Annotated in this window: 14 protein-coding genes; 8 read left to right on the top strand and 6 right to left on the bottom strand. The window is 69.3% G+C overall.

Translation table 11 applies throughout. The annotated features are described in order from the left end of the window. The first annotated feature begins 5 nt into the window (after positions 1-5). Genes GY170_RS15230 through GY170_RS15220 form a run of 3 tightly spaced genes read left to right on the top strand, consistent with a single transcriptional unit; the run spans position 6 to position 2,354 of the window. Positions 6-1,388 carry a DUF6638 family protein gene (locus tag GY170_RS15230; RefSeq protein WP_163895130.1) on the top strand — a complete coding sequence of 461 codons (1,383 nt, stop codon included), beginning with the start codon at positions 6-8 and terminating at the stop codon, positions 1,386-1,388. A 1-nt stretch (position 1,389) separates the two neighbouring features. Beyond that, a complete protein-coding gene (locus GY170_RS15225) occupies positions 1,390-1,662 on the top strand; it encodes a hypothetical protein (protein ID WP_163895128.1) in 273 nt (90 codons plus the stop codon). Between the two features lie 11 nt (positions 1,663-1,673). Then, positions 1,674-2,354 carry a DUF1523 family protein gene (locus tag GY170_RS15220; RefSeq protein WP_163895126.1) on the top strand — a complete coding sequence of 227 codons (681 nt, stop codon included), beginning with the start codon at positions 1,674-1,676 and terminating at the stop codon, positions 2,352-2,354. A 122-nt stretch (positions 2,355-2,476) separates the two neighbouring features. Here GY170_RS15220 and GY170_RS15215 read toward each other — a convergent pair whose 3' ends face one another. Together GY170_RS15215 and deoC are read right to left on the bottom strand one after the other, a co-directional pair. Next, the gene (locus GY170_RS15215) at positions 2,477-4,810 is read right to left on the bottom strand and encodes an aldehyde dehydrogenase family protein (protein WP_163895124.1); all 2,334 of its coding nucleotides are present in this window, start codon (positions 4,808-4,810) and stop codon (positions 2,477-2,479) included. Next, positions 4,810-5,829: a deoxyribose-phosphate aldolase gene (deoC, locus tag GY170_RS15210; RefSeq protein ID WP_163895122.1), complete on the bottom strand. Its 1,020-nt coding sequence runs from the start codon at positions 5,827-5,829 to the stop codon at positions 4,810-4,812. Before deoC ends, GY170_RS15215 begins: the two co-directional genes overlap by 1 nt. Before the next feature lie 175 nt (positions 5,830-6,004). On the opposite strand from deoC, the gene GY170_RS15205 reads away from it, so the two are divergent. From GY170_RS15205 to uvrC, 5 genes are all read left to right on the top strand, one after another. After that, the gene (locus GY170_RS15205; RefSeq protein ID WP_163895120.1) at positions 6,005-6,802 is read left to right on the top strand and encodes a S49 family peptidase; all 798 of its coding nucleotides are present in this window, start codon (positions 6,005-6,007) and stop codon (positions 6,800-6,802) included. Next, positions 6,799-6,978, top strand: coding sequence for a hypothetical protein (locus GY170_RS15200; protein ID WP_163895118.1), 180 nt, complete (start codon positions 6,799-6,801; stop codon positions 6,976-6,978). The genes GY170_RS15205 and GY170_RS15200 overlap by 4 nt, the downstream gene beginning before the upstream one ends. Then, positions 6,975-7,940, top strand: coding sequence for a calcium/sodium antiporter (locus GY170_RS15195; protein WP_163895116.1), 966 nt, complete (start codon positions 6,975-6,977; stop codon positions 7,938-7,940). The genes GY170_RS15200 and GY170_RS15195 overlap by 4 nt, the downstream gene beginning before the upstream one ends. Further along, positions 7,937-8,731: an SDR family oxidoreductase gene (locus GY170_RS15190; RefSeq protein WP_163895114.1), complete on the top strand. Its 795-nt coding sequence runs from the start codon at positions 7,937-7,939 to the stop codon at positions 8,729-8,731. The genes GY170_RS15195 and GY170_RS15190 overlap by 4 nt, the downstream gene beginning before the upstream one ends. A gap of 275 nt (positions 8,732-9,006) precedes the next feature. Continuing rightward, positions 9,007-10,884 (top strand): excinuclease ABC subunit UvrC, encoded by a 1,878-nt coding sequence (gene uvrC / locus GY170_RS15185; protein WP_163895113.1) that lies wholly within the window; start codon positions 9,007-9,009, stop codon positions 10,882-10,884. Between the two features lie 353 nt (positions 10,885-11,237). Here the strand turns inward: uvrC and recR are convergent, their stop codons facing one another. The 4 genes from recR to yghU form a co-directional block, all read right to left on the bottom strand. Next, positions 11,238-11,831 (bottom strand): recombination mediator RecR, encoded by a 594-nt coding sequence (recR, locus tag GY170_RS15180; RefSeq protein ID WP_163895111.1) that lies wholly within the window; start codon positions 11,829-11,831, stop codon positions 11,238-11,240. A gap of 10 nt (positions 11,832-11,841) precedes the next feature. Further along, positions 11,842-12,186 carry a YbaB/EbfC family nucleoid-associated protein gene (locus GY170_RS15175; protein WP_163895108.1) on the bottom strand — a complete coding sequence of 115 codons (345 nt, stop codon included), beginning with the start codon at positions 12,184-12,186 and terminating at the stop codon, positions 11,842-11,844. 84 nt (positions 12,187-12,270) lie between these two features. Further along, positions 12,271-12,687: a VOC family protein gene (locus GY170_RS15170; protein WP_163895107.1), complete on the bottom strand. Its 417-nt coding sequence runs from the start codon at positions 12,685-12,687 to the stop codon at positions 12,271-12,273. 54 nt (positions 12,688-12,741) lie between these two features. Beyond that, positions 12,742-13,578, bottom strand: a complete 837-nt coding sequence (gene yghU, locus GY170_RS15165; protein ID WP_163895105.1) for a glutathione-dependent disulfide-bond oxidoreductase — start codon at positions 13,576-13,578, stop codon at positions 12,742-12,744. Between the last annotated feature and the right edge of the window lie 60 nt (positions 13,579-13,638).

Here is a 13,638-nt window from a genome sequence, read left to right as displayed (position 1 = left end):
CACCCATGCACCGCCTGATCGCCCGCGGCCTCATGTTCGGCAATCTCGTCCGGGTCGACTCTCCCGTCTGGGTGGAGCGCTACAACCGCGCGCTCAAGGCGTTGACCGGCCGCACCACCGAGCAGACCGAGTTCCATATCGACATCTCCGGCTTCTCCCCCGAGATCGGCGACGAGTTCGGCGATCCGCTCTATCTCAACCAGGCCGGGGTCAACCGGCAGTTCATCCTGCTCACCACCCGCCAGCGCGCTGCCCCGCTGCTCAACGCCAAGTTCTCCACCTCCCGCGCCATCCTGCGGCAGTTCATCGATGCCAACGAGCGCGAGCTCTTCGCCCTCACCGCCCGCGATGCGGTGGCCGGCGAGCTGATCAACTCCGTCTACCGGGCGGATACGGCGGCGAAGCTCTTCGACATCCGCCAGATCACCATCGAGGCCGACACCACCGCCGGCACCGTCGCAACGGCGGACAAGCTCGGCACCCTCATCGACCGCTTCAAGCGCGAGGAGGATGCCTGGTACGACGACGTGCTGATCGGAGAGATGATCGGGCTGGCCAAGCAGACGGGGGACCTCACCCGCAACCCGGTGCGCCTCGGCAAGATGACCTTCGCGCAGGAGAATTTCTGGACGGCGCTCTTCGGCGGGCTCTACATCTTCCGCTCCGTCCCGCACCCCGCCGCCATCACGGCCGGCGACAAGGCGGCGCTGGGGCCCCTGCCGATCGCCGAGACCTACGCGCTGAAGGAGCGCAACGAGATCGCCCGCTTCCTCAAGATCAACGGCCTCGCCGAGCCGATCGTGGAGGCGCGGGGCGTCGATGCGGCGGCGATCCTGCATCAGAAGATGGACTTCATCGTCGCCGAACTCGCCGCCGTCATGGGCGAGAGCCTGCAGGGCGCGACCCGGCGGGACCTGCGTGCCATGGGCCGCCGCTACGCGCAGCACCTGCCGGCGGAGTGGCAGGGGCTCTCGGCGCTCGCCCGCTGGGCCGAGGCGGGCGGGCCCTGGCCGATGATCGACAGCGAGCACCCAGCCTACTTCTACACCCTGCGCGCGGCGCGAGGGCCGGAGGCGAGCCTCGTCAACCAGCTCCTCGCCGAGCTGACGCCACTGGATATCCGCCAGCTCTTCATCTGCCACAAGGAGGCGTTCTACCGCGCCTATGCCGGCTGGCCGGAGGCGAAGAAGTCCTACGTCGCCGACTTCCTCGCCGGCGAGTACCTCGTGGACAAGGCCGGCACCCGCGACGCGCTCTTCGGCCACGAGGCGCCGATGGCCGAGCCGACGCCGGCGGTCGGCCCCTGGTCGACCGGGCGGAAGGACACGCACCAGGGCTTCGACGTCGTCGATGCCGTCGGCCCCTGGGGCGCGGTGCGGAGGCTGTAGGATGGGCTTCGTCATCTTCGTGCTGGTGCTCTTCGCGCTGCTGACGGTGATCTTCCTCTCCGTCAGCGCCTATTCCCGCTCCGTCCGCCGGGAGCGGCTGGAAGAGGAATGGGCGGAGGAGAATCCGGGGGCTGACCTTGCCGAGCGGGAGGCCTATGTGGAGGCGGGCATGGAGAGGTACTTCTCCGGCTTCCGGCGGCGGCTGATCGTGCTGATCTACGTGGTGCCGGTGGTGGCCATCGGCATCATCCTCTGGCTGACGAACACGAACTGAAGGGAAAGACGATGCGCGCGTTCCGGATATTCTGGCGGGTCCTGCTGGTGCTGCTGGTCGGCAGCCTCCTGCACTACGCCCTGCCGCAGCAGGACGTGGCGCGCATCACGGGGACGGAGGTGATCCGCACCGACTTCTCCGGGATCAACCGGCTGTTCTACGCGCAGGCGGATTCGGGCAACGTGGAGAACACGACGCGGGATCTGCGGCTCATCAACACGGTGCGCCAGCGGACCTACCTCTTCGGCCTCATCCGCGGGAGCGACCAGACGATGGTCTACCGCAACGAGGACACGGGCTGGATCTGGCCGCCCTACTTCAAGTTCGACAGCTCCGACCTGCAGGCCGAGGCGGAGGATGTGCGCAGCACCTCAGCCGACCCCAACTGGGTGGTCATCCGCCATTACGGCTGGCGGAACCGCTTCTTCACCATCTACCCCAACGCCACCGCGATCCGCGAGGTGCCGGGGCCGGAGTACCGCCCGATCCCGTGGTTCAACATCGGCTTCTTCATCTTCCTGATCTTCGCCTTCTTCATGCTGCGCGCCATGTGGCGCCAGTTCCGAGAGCGCGGGCTGGACCCGGCGATGGAGCGCGCCGGCGACCGCTGGGACAGGGCCGGGGCGAGAGCGCGCGAACGGCGCGGGCGGATGGGCCGCTGGTGGGAAAGCTGGACGGGCCCGAAGAAGTAGCGGGCGGCGGAAACCAGATGGTTTCCGCCCGCGATGTCTATCTGGAACTCGCCGCCCCCTTGGGGGCGCAGAAATCGCGAGATTTACGTGCACGATTTTCGCGCGAAAATCGCGGCCCGGCGTCACTCGCCGTAGGGAATCCAGATCGTCTTCACCTCGGTGGCGGCCTCGAGGAAGTCCTCGCCCTCGCCATCCGGCGTGGTGAAGTCGCGCTGGGTGACCCAGGTGCGCTTGAGGTTGCCGGCGGAGGCCTTTTCGATCCCCGCCGCGAGCGCCGGGTCGGAGAAGCTCCACACCGCGTCCACGTCCATGTGGCTGGCGAAGCTCGGCGCCAGCTCGGCATGGTCGCCGGTGAGGATGTTGACCACCCCGGCCGGCACGTCGGAGGTCTCCAGCACCTGGTAGAAATCCATTGCCGCCAGCGGGAAGGGCTCGGAGGCGACGAGCGTCACCCGGCTGCCCATGGCGATGGCGGGCGCCATCAGCGAGACAAGGCCGAGGAGCGGTGTGGCCGCCGGGGCCAGCGCGGCGATATTGCCCGTGGGCGCCTTCATCGCCAGCGCCACGCCGCGCAGCGGCACGCCGGCGGCGCGGCCATCGTAGCGGTCGGCATGAGCCGCGTAGGTGAAGAGGCGGCGGACGGAGGCCTCGACCTCATCCGCGCCCTTGTGGCCGCCCTGCAGGGCGTTGAGCCGGGCGGCGAATTCCTCGGCCCGCGCCGAGAGGTTCTCGGCGATGTAATAGAGGATCTGGGCGCGCAGATGCCCGGTGGCCTTCCCCCAGCCCCTGGCGGCGTTCATCGCCTCGACGGCGTTGCGCAGGTCCTTCCGGTTGGCGAGGGAGGCATGGCCGAGGAGCGCACCCTTCGGCCCATGCACGGCGCGGGAGTAGCCCCCGTCGGGCCGCACCTGTTTGCCGCCGATATAGAGCTTGGCGGTGCGGTCGATGCCGCCCTCCGGGGCGCCGTCGCCCTCGAAGGCCTTCTGCTCTTTCGGCGCCGCTGCCAGCTTGGCGGGCTTGGTATAGGCACGCATCCCCTCGGGTCCGCCCTCACGGCCGAAGCCGCTTTCGCGGATGCCGCCGAACGGGGCGGCGGCGTCGAAGAGGTTCGTGGCGTTGACCCAGATGACCCCGGCGGCGAGCTTCGGCGCCATGTCGAGCGCGAGGTTCACGTTCTCCGTCCACAGCGTCGCGGCCAGCCCGTAGCGGGTGTTGTTGGCCAGCTCCACCGCCTCTGCCGGCGTGCGGAAGGTGGTGGAGACGAGCACCGGCCCGAAGATCTCCTCCTGCATCAGCGGATCGGAGGGGGAGAGGCCGGTGATCAGCGTCGGCGGGTAGAAGGCGCCGGTGGCGGGCAGGGGGCAGGCGGCGTGGTAGGTCTTGCCGGCCGTATTGCCCTCGACCAGCGTGCGGATCGTCTGAAGCTGCACCGGGTCAACGATGGCGCCCACGTCGATGCATTTGTCGAGCGGGTCGCCGATGCGCAGCCCGTCCATCCGGCGCTTGAGGCGGGCGTGGAAGTCCTCCGCAATCGCCTCATGCACGAGCAGGCGCGAGCCGGCGCAGCAGACCTGGCCCTGGTTGAACCAGATGGCATCGACCAGCCCCTCGATGGCGCTGTCGATATCGGCATCGTCGAAGACGATGTAGGCGGACTTGCCGCCCAGCTCGAGCGTCAGCGGGATGTTCCGCCCCGCCGTCGCCTCGCGGATGCGCCGACCGACCTCGGTGGAGCCGGTGAAGGCGATCTTGTCGACCTCGGCCGCGACCAGCGCCTGCCCCGTCTCGCCATCGCCGGTGACGAGGTTCACCACGCCCGGCGGCACCCCCGCCTCGGCGCAGATCTCGGCGAAGACCATGGCGGAGAGGCTGGTGTATTCGGCGGGTTTCAGCACCACGGTGTTCCCGGCCGCCAGCGCCGGGGCGATCTTCCACGCCAGCATGAGGAGCGGGAAGTTCCACGGGATGATCTGGCCGCAGACGCCATGGGGCGCGCGGCCCGCCATCTCGCTGTCGAAGAGCTGAGCGGCGCCGGCATGGTGGTAGAAATGGCGGATCGCCAGCGGCACGTCGATGTCGCGGCTCTCGCGGATCGGCTTGCCGTTGTCGAGGCTCTCCATCACGGCGAGCAGGCGCGATTGCTTCTGCATCCCCCGCGCGATGGCGTAGAGCACCTTCGCGCGCCCGTGGCCGCCGAGCTTCTCCCAGCCCGGCTGCGCCTTGCGGGCGGCCTTCACGGCGGCGTTCACCTCGGCCTCGGTGCATTTGGTCAGGCCGGCGAGCCGCTCGCCCGTGGCGGGGTTGCGGCTCTCCATATCGGCGCGAAGCTCGCCCCGTTTGCCGCCGACCCAGGGGCCCGCAATGCCGCCCTTCGCCTCAAGCCAGGCGAGGGCTTCCTTGGCGCTCTCGGGGGCGGGGCCGTAATCCATGCTCTCGAAGATTTCTTTGACAGACATCACGCCATCCCATGCCGCCAGCTCGCCGAATAGGCGCCGGTCACGTAGTGTTCCAGTTGCCGCTCGATGTCGCCCAGCAGGGACGAGGCGCCGAAGCGGAAGAGGTCGGGCTGCAGCCAGCGGTCGCCCAGCTCGTCCTTCATCAGGGCGAGATAGGTCAGCGAATCCTTCGCCTTGGAGATGCCGCCCGCCGGCTTGTAGCCGACCTTCACGCCGGTGCGCGCCTCATAGGCGCGGATGGCGCGGATCATGGTGAGCGAGACGGGCAGGGTGGCGTTGACGCCCTCCTTGCCGGTGGAGGTCTTGATGAAATCCGCCCCGGCCATCATGCACACGAGGCTGGCGCGGGCGACGTTGCGCAGGGTGCCCAGTTCGCCGGTGGCGAGGATAGCCTTCACATGGGCGTCACCGCAGGCCGCGCGCATCTCGGCCATCTCGTCATAGAGCGCCTGCCAGTTCTGGGTGAGCACGTGGCGGCGCGAGATGACGATGTCGATCTCGGCGGCCCCGGCAGAGACGCTCTCACCGATTTCAGCGATGCGCAGGCGGAAGGGAGACAGCCCGGCGGGGAAGCCGGTGGAGACGGCGGCGACTGGGATGTTCGTGCCCTTCAGCGCATCCACGGCGGTTTCCACCATGTCATGGTAGACGCAGACGGCGCCGGTGGTGAGGCCCTCCATGCCGAGCGCGGCCAGGATCTGGGGTGAGACCGGCTGGCGGGCCTTGGCGCAGAGGCGGCGGACGCGGCCGTCGGTGTCGTCACCGGCCAGCGTCGTGAGGTCGATCAGCGAGACGGCCTTGCAGAGCCAGGCGGCCTGGAACTCCTTCTTGACGGAGCGGCGGCCGGGGAGCGTTGCCGCGCGACGCTCGATGGCCGAGGTATTGGCCTGGACCGAGGCGACCCAGTCGACGTCGAGCGGCATGCCGGGGTTGCGGGGCAGATGCTCCTGCACCTGCGGGAGCTGGCTCTGCCCCCCATTTTGCGCCGCGGGGGCGCGGGTGTCGTGGGTGGTGTCCATCTGGCGGCCTCGCGCTTTGCCCGAAGGAAGGTGCCACGGGGGCGGGCCCTTGGCAAGATTTGACCATTTGGTCAAATTCCAGCCGCCGCCGGGGACGCTGCGGGACTCCCCGGAGCGGCCCGCCGCCCACCTGCGCCGGCTTGCCGCGCCCCCGGGCGGCCCCTACATCTGTCCCATGTTCAACCGTATCTTCGGCTCCTCCCGCCCGACCGTCGCCGTCATCCGGCTCGAGGGCCCCATCTCCTCGGCCGGCCCCCGGGCCGGGCTGACGGATCATGGCCTCGCCGCGCAGATCGAGAAGGCCTTTCGCCGCGGCAAGCCCGCCGCCGTGGCGCTGGCCATCAACTGCCCCGGCGGCTCCGCCGCGCAATCCTCCCTCATCGCCGCCCGCATCCGGCGGCTGAGCGAGGAGAAACGCGTCCCCGTCTTCGCCTTCTGCGAGGATGTGGCGGCGTCGGGCGGGTACTGGCTCGCCTGCGCTGCCGACGAGATCTTCGTCGACGAGACCTCGATGGTCGGCTCCATCGGCGTCATCTCCGCCAGCTTCGGCTTCAACGAGCTCATCGCCCGCCACGGCGTCGAGCGGCGGGTGCACACCGCCGGCGAGTCGAAGAGCCTGCTCGATCCCTTCCGCCCCGAGCGGCCGCAGGATGTCGAGCGGCTGGAGACTTGGCTCGGCCAGCTCCACGAGGCCTTCATTGCCCACGTGAAATCCCGCCGCGGCCCCAAGCTGGACGCGAGCGAGAACCTCTTCACCGGCAACATCTGGATCGGCCACCGCGCCATCGAGAAGGGGCTGGCGGACGGGGTCGGCCACCTCGTGCCGGAGATGAAGCGCCGCTTCGGGCCGAAGACGCGCTTCCGCAACTACGGGCAGAAGAAGAGCCTGATGGCCCGGCTCGGCGCCACCGCCGCCGCCGGCGCGCTGGAGAGTGTCGAGAGCCGCCTCGCCTTCGGACGGTTCGGCCTGTGATCTTCAAGGTCATCACGCTCTTCTTCGTCTTCATGGCGGTGCTCGCCATGTTCGGCCGCCTGCGCTTCCCCAAGCTGCCGGACAGCGTGACGCGGCGGCTGGGCCGGACATGCCCTGACTGCGGGCGCCCGCAGATCGGCAAGGGGCCCTGCCCCTGCCGGGAGCGCCGCGCATGATCGACTGGCTCTTCGTCGCCGGCGGGGTGGCGCTGCTCGTCTTCGCCGGCGATGCGCTCGTGAAGGGCGCGGTGAACCTGTCGCTGCGCCTCGGCATTCCGGCGCTCGTCGTCTCGCTCACGGTCGTCGCCTTCGGCACCTCGGCGCCCGAGCTTCTGGTCTCCGTCGCCGCCGTGATCAGCGGCTCCCCGGGGCTGGCACTGGGCAACGTGGTGGGCAGCAATATCGCCAACGTGTTGCTCATCCTCGGCCTGCCGGCCATCTTCCGCACCATCCATTCCGGCGCGCTGGATGTTCGCGAGTCCTACTGGCAGATGCTGGGCGCCACGGTGCTGGTCATCGCCCTCGCCGCCATCGGCCTCGGCCTCGGCCGCATCGACGGGCTGATCCTGCTGGCGGCGCTGGCGGCGATCCTCTGGATCACCGTGCGGGGCGCGATGACCCAGCGCAGCGCCGCCCGCGAGGCGCGCCCGATAGGGAGCGACGAGCAGCCCGAGGGGGCCGATCCCTCGATCAGCCGCCTCAAGATCGCGCTCTACATCCTCGCCGGCCTTATCGGCCTGCCCATCGGGGCGGAACTGCTGGTGAACGGCGCCACCAACATCGCCCTGCGCTGGGGCGTCTCCGAGCAGGTGATCGGCCTCACGCTCGTCGCCGTCGGCACCTCCCTGCCCGAGCTGGCGACCTCCGTCGCCGCCGCCATCCGCCGGCAGGCGGATGTCATCCTCGGCAACGTCATCGGCTCGAACTTCTTCAACCTGCTCTGCATCCTCGGCGTCGCCTCCGTCCTCGGCGACATCCCCGTGCCCGTCTCGGCCTTCTACGCCGACCTGCCGGTGATGCTGGTCTCGACCCTCCTGCTTCTGCCCATCATCCGCGGGCGGGACATCACGCGCGTCTGGGGCCTCGCCTTCGTCGCCCTCTATGTCGCCTTCATCGTCGGCGTCCTGGTGCTGCTATGACGAAACCCGCCTCCCCCCGCGCGCTCGTGACAGGCGCCGGCGCCCGCATCGGCCGGGCCATCGCCCTCGCGCTCGGCGAGGCCGGGCACGACGTGGCGCTGCATTGCAACCACTCCACCGACGGCGCTGAGGCGGCGGCGGAGGAGATCCGCGCCATGGGCCGCCGCGCCACCGTGGTGCAGGCGGACCTGATGGATGCCGCCCGCGTCGAGGCGCTGGTGCCCGAGGCGGCGGAGGCGCTGGGCGGCCCGCTCACCTGCCTCGTCAACAACGCCTCCGGCTTCAAGTTCGACCGGATCGACACCGCATCCGCCGAGAACTGGGAGATCAACACCGCCACCAACCTGCGCGCGCCGCTCTTCCTCCTGCAGGCCTTCGCCGCGCAGGCGCCGGAGCCGCTGGAGGACGAGGCGGGCGAGAAGATCGCGCAGGCGCTCTGCGTCAACATGCTCGACCAGCGCATCCGCAACCTCTCGCCGGAGCTGATCACCTACACCATCGCCAAGATGGGCCTGTGGACGCTCACGCGCACCGCAGCGCAGGGCCTCGGTCCCAAGGTGCGCGTCAATGGCATCGCCCCCGGCTCCACCCTCAAGGCGGAGCAGGAACCGGAGGAGCGCTTCCGCGCCCGCCGCAAGGCCGGCCTGCTGGAGCGGGGGACGAACCCGGAGGATATCGTCGCGGCCCTGCGCTACCTGCTGGAGGCGCGCACGGTGACCGGCCAGGCGATCGTTGTCGACGGCGGCCAGCACCTCATCTGGTCGCGCCTCGACAGCGCCGGATGGTCCTGATCGGCCTCGTGGCCGGGGAATTGTCCAGACCCGTCACGCAGCGTTCACAAACCACAGTGCTTTCAGCCCCTTAACGACCTATTGATAATTTAACCAAGACAATTCAGGGCGTTACTGGCGCGGCTAATAATTGGGCAATGAGAAGAAGTGGTCGGGAACGAAGGGAAAATCCGCCGCCTCCGGGGTTTGTCCGCAGGTTTATCCACAGGAACCGTGGATGCCTTCGGTCTTGCGCCTTTGTGGACTAAATGGAATCCCGCCAAGGGAATCACGACATGACCGAGCAGACCGACAGCGGCCCGAAGGCGGCCCCCCAGAAAACCGGCCCGGAGGTGATCTCCGGGTATCTGAAGACGCTCGGCTCCGGCCCCGGCGTCTACCGGATGCTCGATGCCGAGGCGCGGGTGCTCTATGTCGGCAAGGCCAAGAACCTCAAGGCGCGCGTCAGCTCCTACGCCCGCTCCGGCCCGCATTCGCCGCGCATCGCCCGGATGATCGCCGACACGGCGTCTATGATGTTCCTCTCCACCCGGACGGAGACGGAAGCACTCCTCCTGGAGCAGAACCTCATCAAGCAGCTCAAGCCGCGCTACAACGTGCTGCTGCGCGACGACAAGAGCTTCCCCAACATCCTCGTCAGCCACGAGCACAGCTACCCGCAGATCAAGTTGCACCGGGGCGCCAAGAGCGAGAAGGGCGATTATTACGGCCCCTTCGCCGGCGCCGGTTCGGTGCGCCGGGTGCTCAACCAGCTGCAGAAGGCGTTCCTGCTGCGCAACTGCTCCGACAGCACCTTCGAGAGCCGCACGCGCCCCTGCCTGCTCCACCAGATCCGCCGCTGCTCCGCCCCCTGCGTCGGGCTGATCTCTGAGGAGGATTACATGGGGTCGGTGAAGGACGCTCAGCGCTACCTCACCGGCAAGTCCACCGCCGTGCAGGCGCAGCTCGCGCAGGAGATGCAGGCGGCCAGCGAGGCGATGGAGTTCGAGCGGGCGGCGGCCCTGCGCGACCGCATCCGCGCGCTGACGCTGGTGCAGACGAACCAGGGCATCAACCCGGCAGGCGTTGCGGAGGCCGATGTCATCGCCCTCCACCGAGAGGGCGGGCAGGCTTGCGTGCAGGTCTTCTTCATCCGCGCCAACCAGAACTGGGGCAACCGGGATTTCTATCCGCGCCTCAATGGCGAGGAGGATGCCAGCGAGATCATGCAGGCCTTCCTCGGCCAGTTCTACCAGACGCACGAGCCGCCGAAGCTCCTGCTCCTCAACACGGGGCTCGACGACACGGCCCTGATGGAGGAGGCGCTGAGCGAGAAGCTCGGCCGCCGCGTCGAGGTCGCCGTGCCGCAGCGGGGCGAGAAGGCGGAGCTGGTCGGCCACGCTGCCCAGAACGCCCGCGAGAGCCTCGCCCGCAAGATGAGCGAGAGCGCCACGCAGGCGCGGCTGCTGGACGGGCTGGCGGAGGCCTTCGGTCTGGCGGCGCCGCCCCGGCGCGTGGAGGTCTACGACAACTCCCACATCATGGGCACCAACGCGATCGGCGCCATGATCGTGGCGGGGCCCGAGGGCTTCGAGAAGAGCCAGTACCGCAAGTTCAACATCAAGGACGAAAGCCTGAACGGCGACGACTTCGGCATGATGAAGGAGGTCCTCACCCGCCGCTTCCAGCGCCTCCTGAAGGAGGACCCGAACCGCGAGGGAGAGACCTGGCCGGACCTGCTGCTCATCGACGGCGGCGCCGGGCAGGTGAGCGCGGTGCATGAGGTGATGGCCGAGCTGGGGGTGGAGGACATCGCCATGATCGGCGTCGCCAAGGGGGTGGACCGGGACCTCGGCAAGGAGGAGTTCCACCGCACCGGCACCCGACCCATGGCGCTGCGCCGGGGCGACCCGGTGCTCTACTTCGTGCAGCGCCTGCGCGACGAGGCCCACCGCTTCGCCATCGGCACCCACCGCGCCAAGCGCGCCAAGGCGACGATGGCCAACCCGCTGGACGACGTTCCGGGCGTCGGCGCGGCGCGCAAGCGGGCGCTGCTGGCGCATTTCGGCTCCGCCAAGGCGGTGAGCGGGGCGGCGCTGGCGGATCTGAAGGCCGTGGACGGCATCAGCGAGGCGATGGCGGAGAAGATCTACGCCCATTTCCACGCCGGGTGAGGGCTGCCGGCGATGGAGCGGGGGCCAGCCCCCGCACCCCCGCGGTATTTTCGGCCAGATGAAAGGGGGCGGGGGAGGCGGCCCGCGCCGTCATGTGTGAAGCGGTTGCCGTCGAGAGAGGCCCCGCGGCGAGAGCTGCTGGCGGATTTGAAGGCCGTGGATGGCATCAGCGAGGCGTTGGCGGAGAAGATCTACGCCCATTTCCACGCCAGGTGAGGGCGGCCGGCGATGGAGCGGGGGCCAGCCCCCGCACCCCCGCGGTATTTTTGGCCAGATGAAAAGGGGGCCGGGCTCAGCCGGAGCGCGCCGTCGCTCGCGAAGCGGCTGCGGTCGGGAGAGGCCCGGAGGCGCCGTCAGACTCGGGCGCGGGCGCGCAGGGCGGCGGAGATGGTGCCGTCGTCGAGGAAGTCGAGCTCGCCGCCGATGGGCACGCCCTGCGCCAGCGAGGTGACGTTCAGCTCCGGCAGGGCGTCGGCGATGTAATGGGCGGTGGTCTGGCCGTCGATGGTGGCGGGCAGGGCGAGGATGATCTCCGTCAGCTCCTCCTCCGTCACGCGGGCGACGAGCTTGGGGATGCCTAGCTCGTCCGGCCCGATGGCATCGAGCGCCGAGAGGAGGCCGCCAAGGACGTGGTAGCGGCCCTGGAAGGCCTGCGAGCGCTCCATCGCCCAGAGATCCGCCACGTCGGCCACCACGCAGAGCGTGCCGGTGGCGCGCTTGGGGTTTGCGCAGATGGGGCAGAGATCGGAGGTCGCGAGGTTGCCGCAGGCAACGCAGGGGCGCACGCTTTCGCCCACCGCCTTCATCGCCTCGGCCAGCGGCAGCAGCACCTGGCTGCGCTTCTTGACGAGGTGTAGAACCGCGCGGCGCGCCGAGCGCGGCCCCATGCCGGGGAGCCGCGCCATCAGGCCGATCAGCCTGCCGATCTCCTCCGGCCCGTCCGCCAAGGGGGCCGGCCTAGAAGGGCATCTTGAAGTCGGCGGGCAGGCCGAGGCCCTCGGTGATCTTGCCCATCTCCTCCTGCGCGCGGGCCGTGGCCTGCGCCAGCGCGTCCTTCACCGCGGCGAGGATGAGGTCTTCGGCGACCTCCTTCTCCTCGGCGTTGAAGATCGAGGGGTCGATGTCGAGGCCGGTGAGCTCGCCCTTGGCGGTGGCCGTGGCCTTCACGAGCCCGGCGCCGGCCGTGCCGACGACCGTGATGTTCTCCATCTCCTCCTGGAGCTGGGCCATCTTGCCCTGCATCTCCTGCGCGGCCTTCATCATCTTCGACATGTCGCCGAGGCCGCCGAGTCCCTTGAACATGGGGGGCTCCTTTATCCGTTGGGTCCCCCTGCAGATACGCGCGGGGGGAGAGGTTATCAAGCGAGGGGCCCGGGCGCGGGCCGCTCACTCCGTCTGCAGATGCACGGCGTCGGCGGAGCGGGCGGTGACGCGCTCGTCCACCTTCGCCTCGATGTTGTTGCCGTCCGAATCCAGCAGGAAGGCGGCGTAATAGCCGGGGTGATAGTCGCGCAGGCCCGGCCCGCCATTGTCGCGCCCGCCGGCGGCGAGGCCGGCGGCATGGAAGGCGGCGACACTCTCGCGGCTGCCGGCCTGGAAGCAGAGGTGCATGTGGCTGGGCGGGGCGCCGGGGTCGGCCCGGCTGATGTAGAGCTCGTCGAGCGCGAGGTAATCCTCGCCCTCGTCGACCTCGGCCCCGAGCCCCAGCGCGCCGAAGACGGCGCGGTAGAAGGGACCGGCGGCGTCGAAATCGCTGACGCGGATGTCGAGATGGTCGATCAGCCGGGCGATGGTGTAGCTCATGGGATCGCCTCCGCGCTGCCCGATGATGAAGGATAGCGCGGAGGCGGGAGGCGGCTAGAGCAGCCCCTCGAAATCGGCGGCGGAGTGCCGCTCCGGCAGGGCCGGCTCGCCCTGCGCCTTGTTGACGAGGCGGCCGCGCTGCACCGCCGGGCGGGCGTCGATGGCCTTCGCCCAGCGCTGGACGTGCTCGTACTCATGGACGGAGAGGAACTCCCCGGCATCGGGGTAGGAGCGGTCGAGCGCGAGGTTGCCGTACCAGGGCCAGATCGCCATGTCCGCGATGGTGTAGTCGGGGCCGGAGATGAACTCCCGCTCCGCCAGCGCGCGGTTTAGCACGTCCATCTGGCGCTTGGCCTCCATCGCGTAGCGGTTGATGGGGTATTCCAGCTTCTCCGGCGCGTAGGCGAAGAAATGGCCGAAGCCGCCGCCGAGGAAGGGGGCGGAGCCCATCTGCCACATCAGCCAGGAGAGCATCTCGGCCCGGTTCGCCGGATCGCCCTGTAAGGCGCCGAACTTCTCGGCGAGGTGCATCAGGATGGCGCCGGATTCGAAGACGCGGATCGGCGTGGGGCCGGTGTAATCCATCAGCGCCGGGATCTTGGAGTTGGGGTTCGCCCCCACGAAGCCGGAGCCGAACTGATCGCCCTTGCCGATGTTGATCAGCCAGGCGTCGTACTCGGCGTCATGTCCGGCCTCCAGCAACTCCTCGAACATGAGGTTCACCTTCACGCCGTTGGGCGTGGCGAGGGAGTAGAGCTGGAAGGGATGCTCGCCGCGGGGCAGGTCGGCATCATGGGTGGGCCCGGCGATGGGCCGGTTGGTGGAGGCGAACTGGCCGCCGTTCTGGCTGTCCCAGGTCCAGACCTTGGGGGGCGTGTAGCTGTCGCTCATGGGGGAGTCTCCTGGCGTGCGTTCAGGTTGGCCGAAGCCAACCCCATCGCGGCGGGGAGG

Source organism: Pseudoroseicyclus tamaricis (genome assembly GCF_012070395.1).
GTDB lineage: Bacteria > Pseudomonadota > Alphaproteobacteria > Rhodobacterales > Rhodobacteraceae > Pseudoroseicyclus_A > Pseudoroseicyclus_A tamaricis.
The sequence above is the reverse complement of the archived record's forward strand: the minus strand, read 5'-3'. Positions and strand labels throughout refer to the sequence as shown.

Bases quoted from the DNA above. Each gene is read 5' to 3' on its own strand.
- GY170_RS15230 (WP_163895130.1), top strand. From the start codon at position 6: ATGCACCGCCTGATCGCCCGCGGCCTCATGTTCGGCAATCTCGTCCGG.
- GY170_RS15225 (WP_163895128.1), top strand. From the start codon at position 1,390: ATGGGCTTCGTCATCTTCGTGCTGGTGCTCTTCGCGCTGCTGACGGTG.
- GY170_RS15220 (WP_163895126.1), top strand. From the start codon at position 1,674: ATGCGCGCGTTCCGGATATTCTGGCGGGTCCTGCTGGTGCTGCTGGTC.
- GY170_RS15215 (WP_163895124.1), bottom strand. From the start codon at position 4,810: ATGTCTGTCAAAGAAATCTTCGAGAGCATGGATTACGGCCCCGCCCCC.
- deoC (WP_163895122.1), bottom strand. From the start codon at position 5,829: ATGGACACCACCCACGACACCCGCGCCCCCGCGGCGCAAAATGGGGGG.
- GY170_RS15205 (WP_163895120.1), top strand. From the start codon at position 6,005: ATGTTCAACCGTATCTTCGGCTCCTCCCGCCCGACCGTCGCCGTCATC.
- GY170_RS15195 (WP_163895116.1), top strand. From the start codon at position 6,975: ATGATCGACTGGCTCTTCGTCGCCGGCGGGGTGGCGCTGCTCGTCTTC.
- GY170_RS15190 (WP_163895114.1), top strand. From the start codon at position 7,937: ATGACGAAACCCGCCTCCCCCCGCGCGCTCGTGACAGGCGCCGGCGCC.
- uvrC (WP_163895113.1), top strand. From the start codon at position 9,007: ATGACCGAGCAGACCGACAGCGGCCCGAAGGCGGCCCCCCAGAAAACC.
- GY170_RS15175 (WP_163895108.1), bottom strand. From the start codon at position 12,186: ATGTTCAAGGGACTCGGCGGCCTCGGCGACATGTCGAAGATGATGAAG.
- GY170_RS15170 (WP_163895107.1), bottom strand. From the start codon at position 12,687: ATGAGCTACACCATCGCCCGGCTGATCGACCATCTCGACATCCGCGTC.
- yghU (WP_163895105.1), bottom strand. From the start codon at position 13,578: ATGAGCGACAGCTACACGCCCCCCAAGGTCTGGACCTGGGACAGCCAG.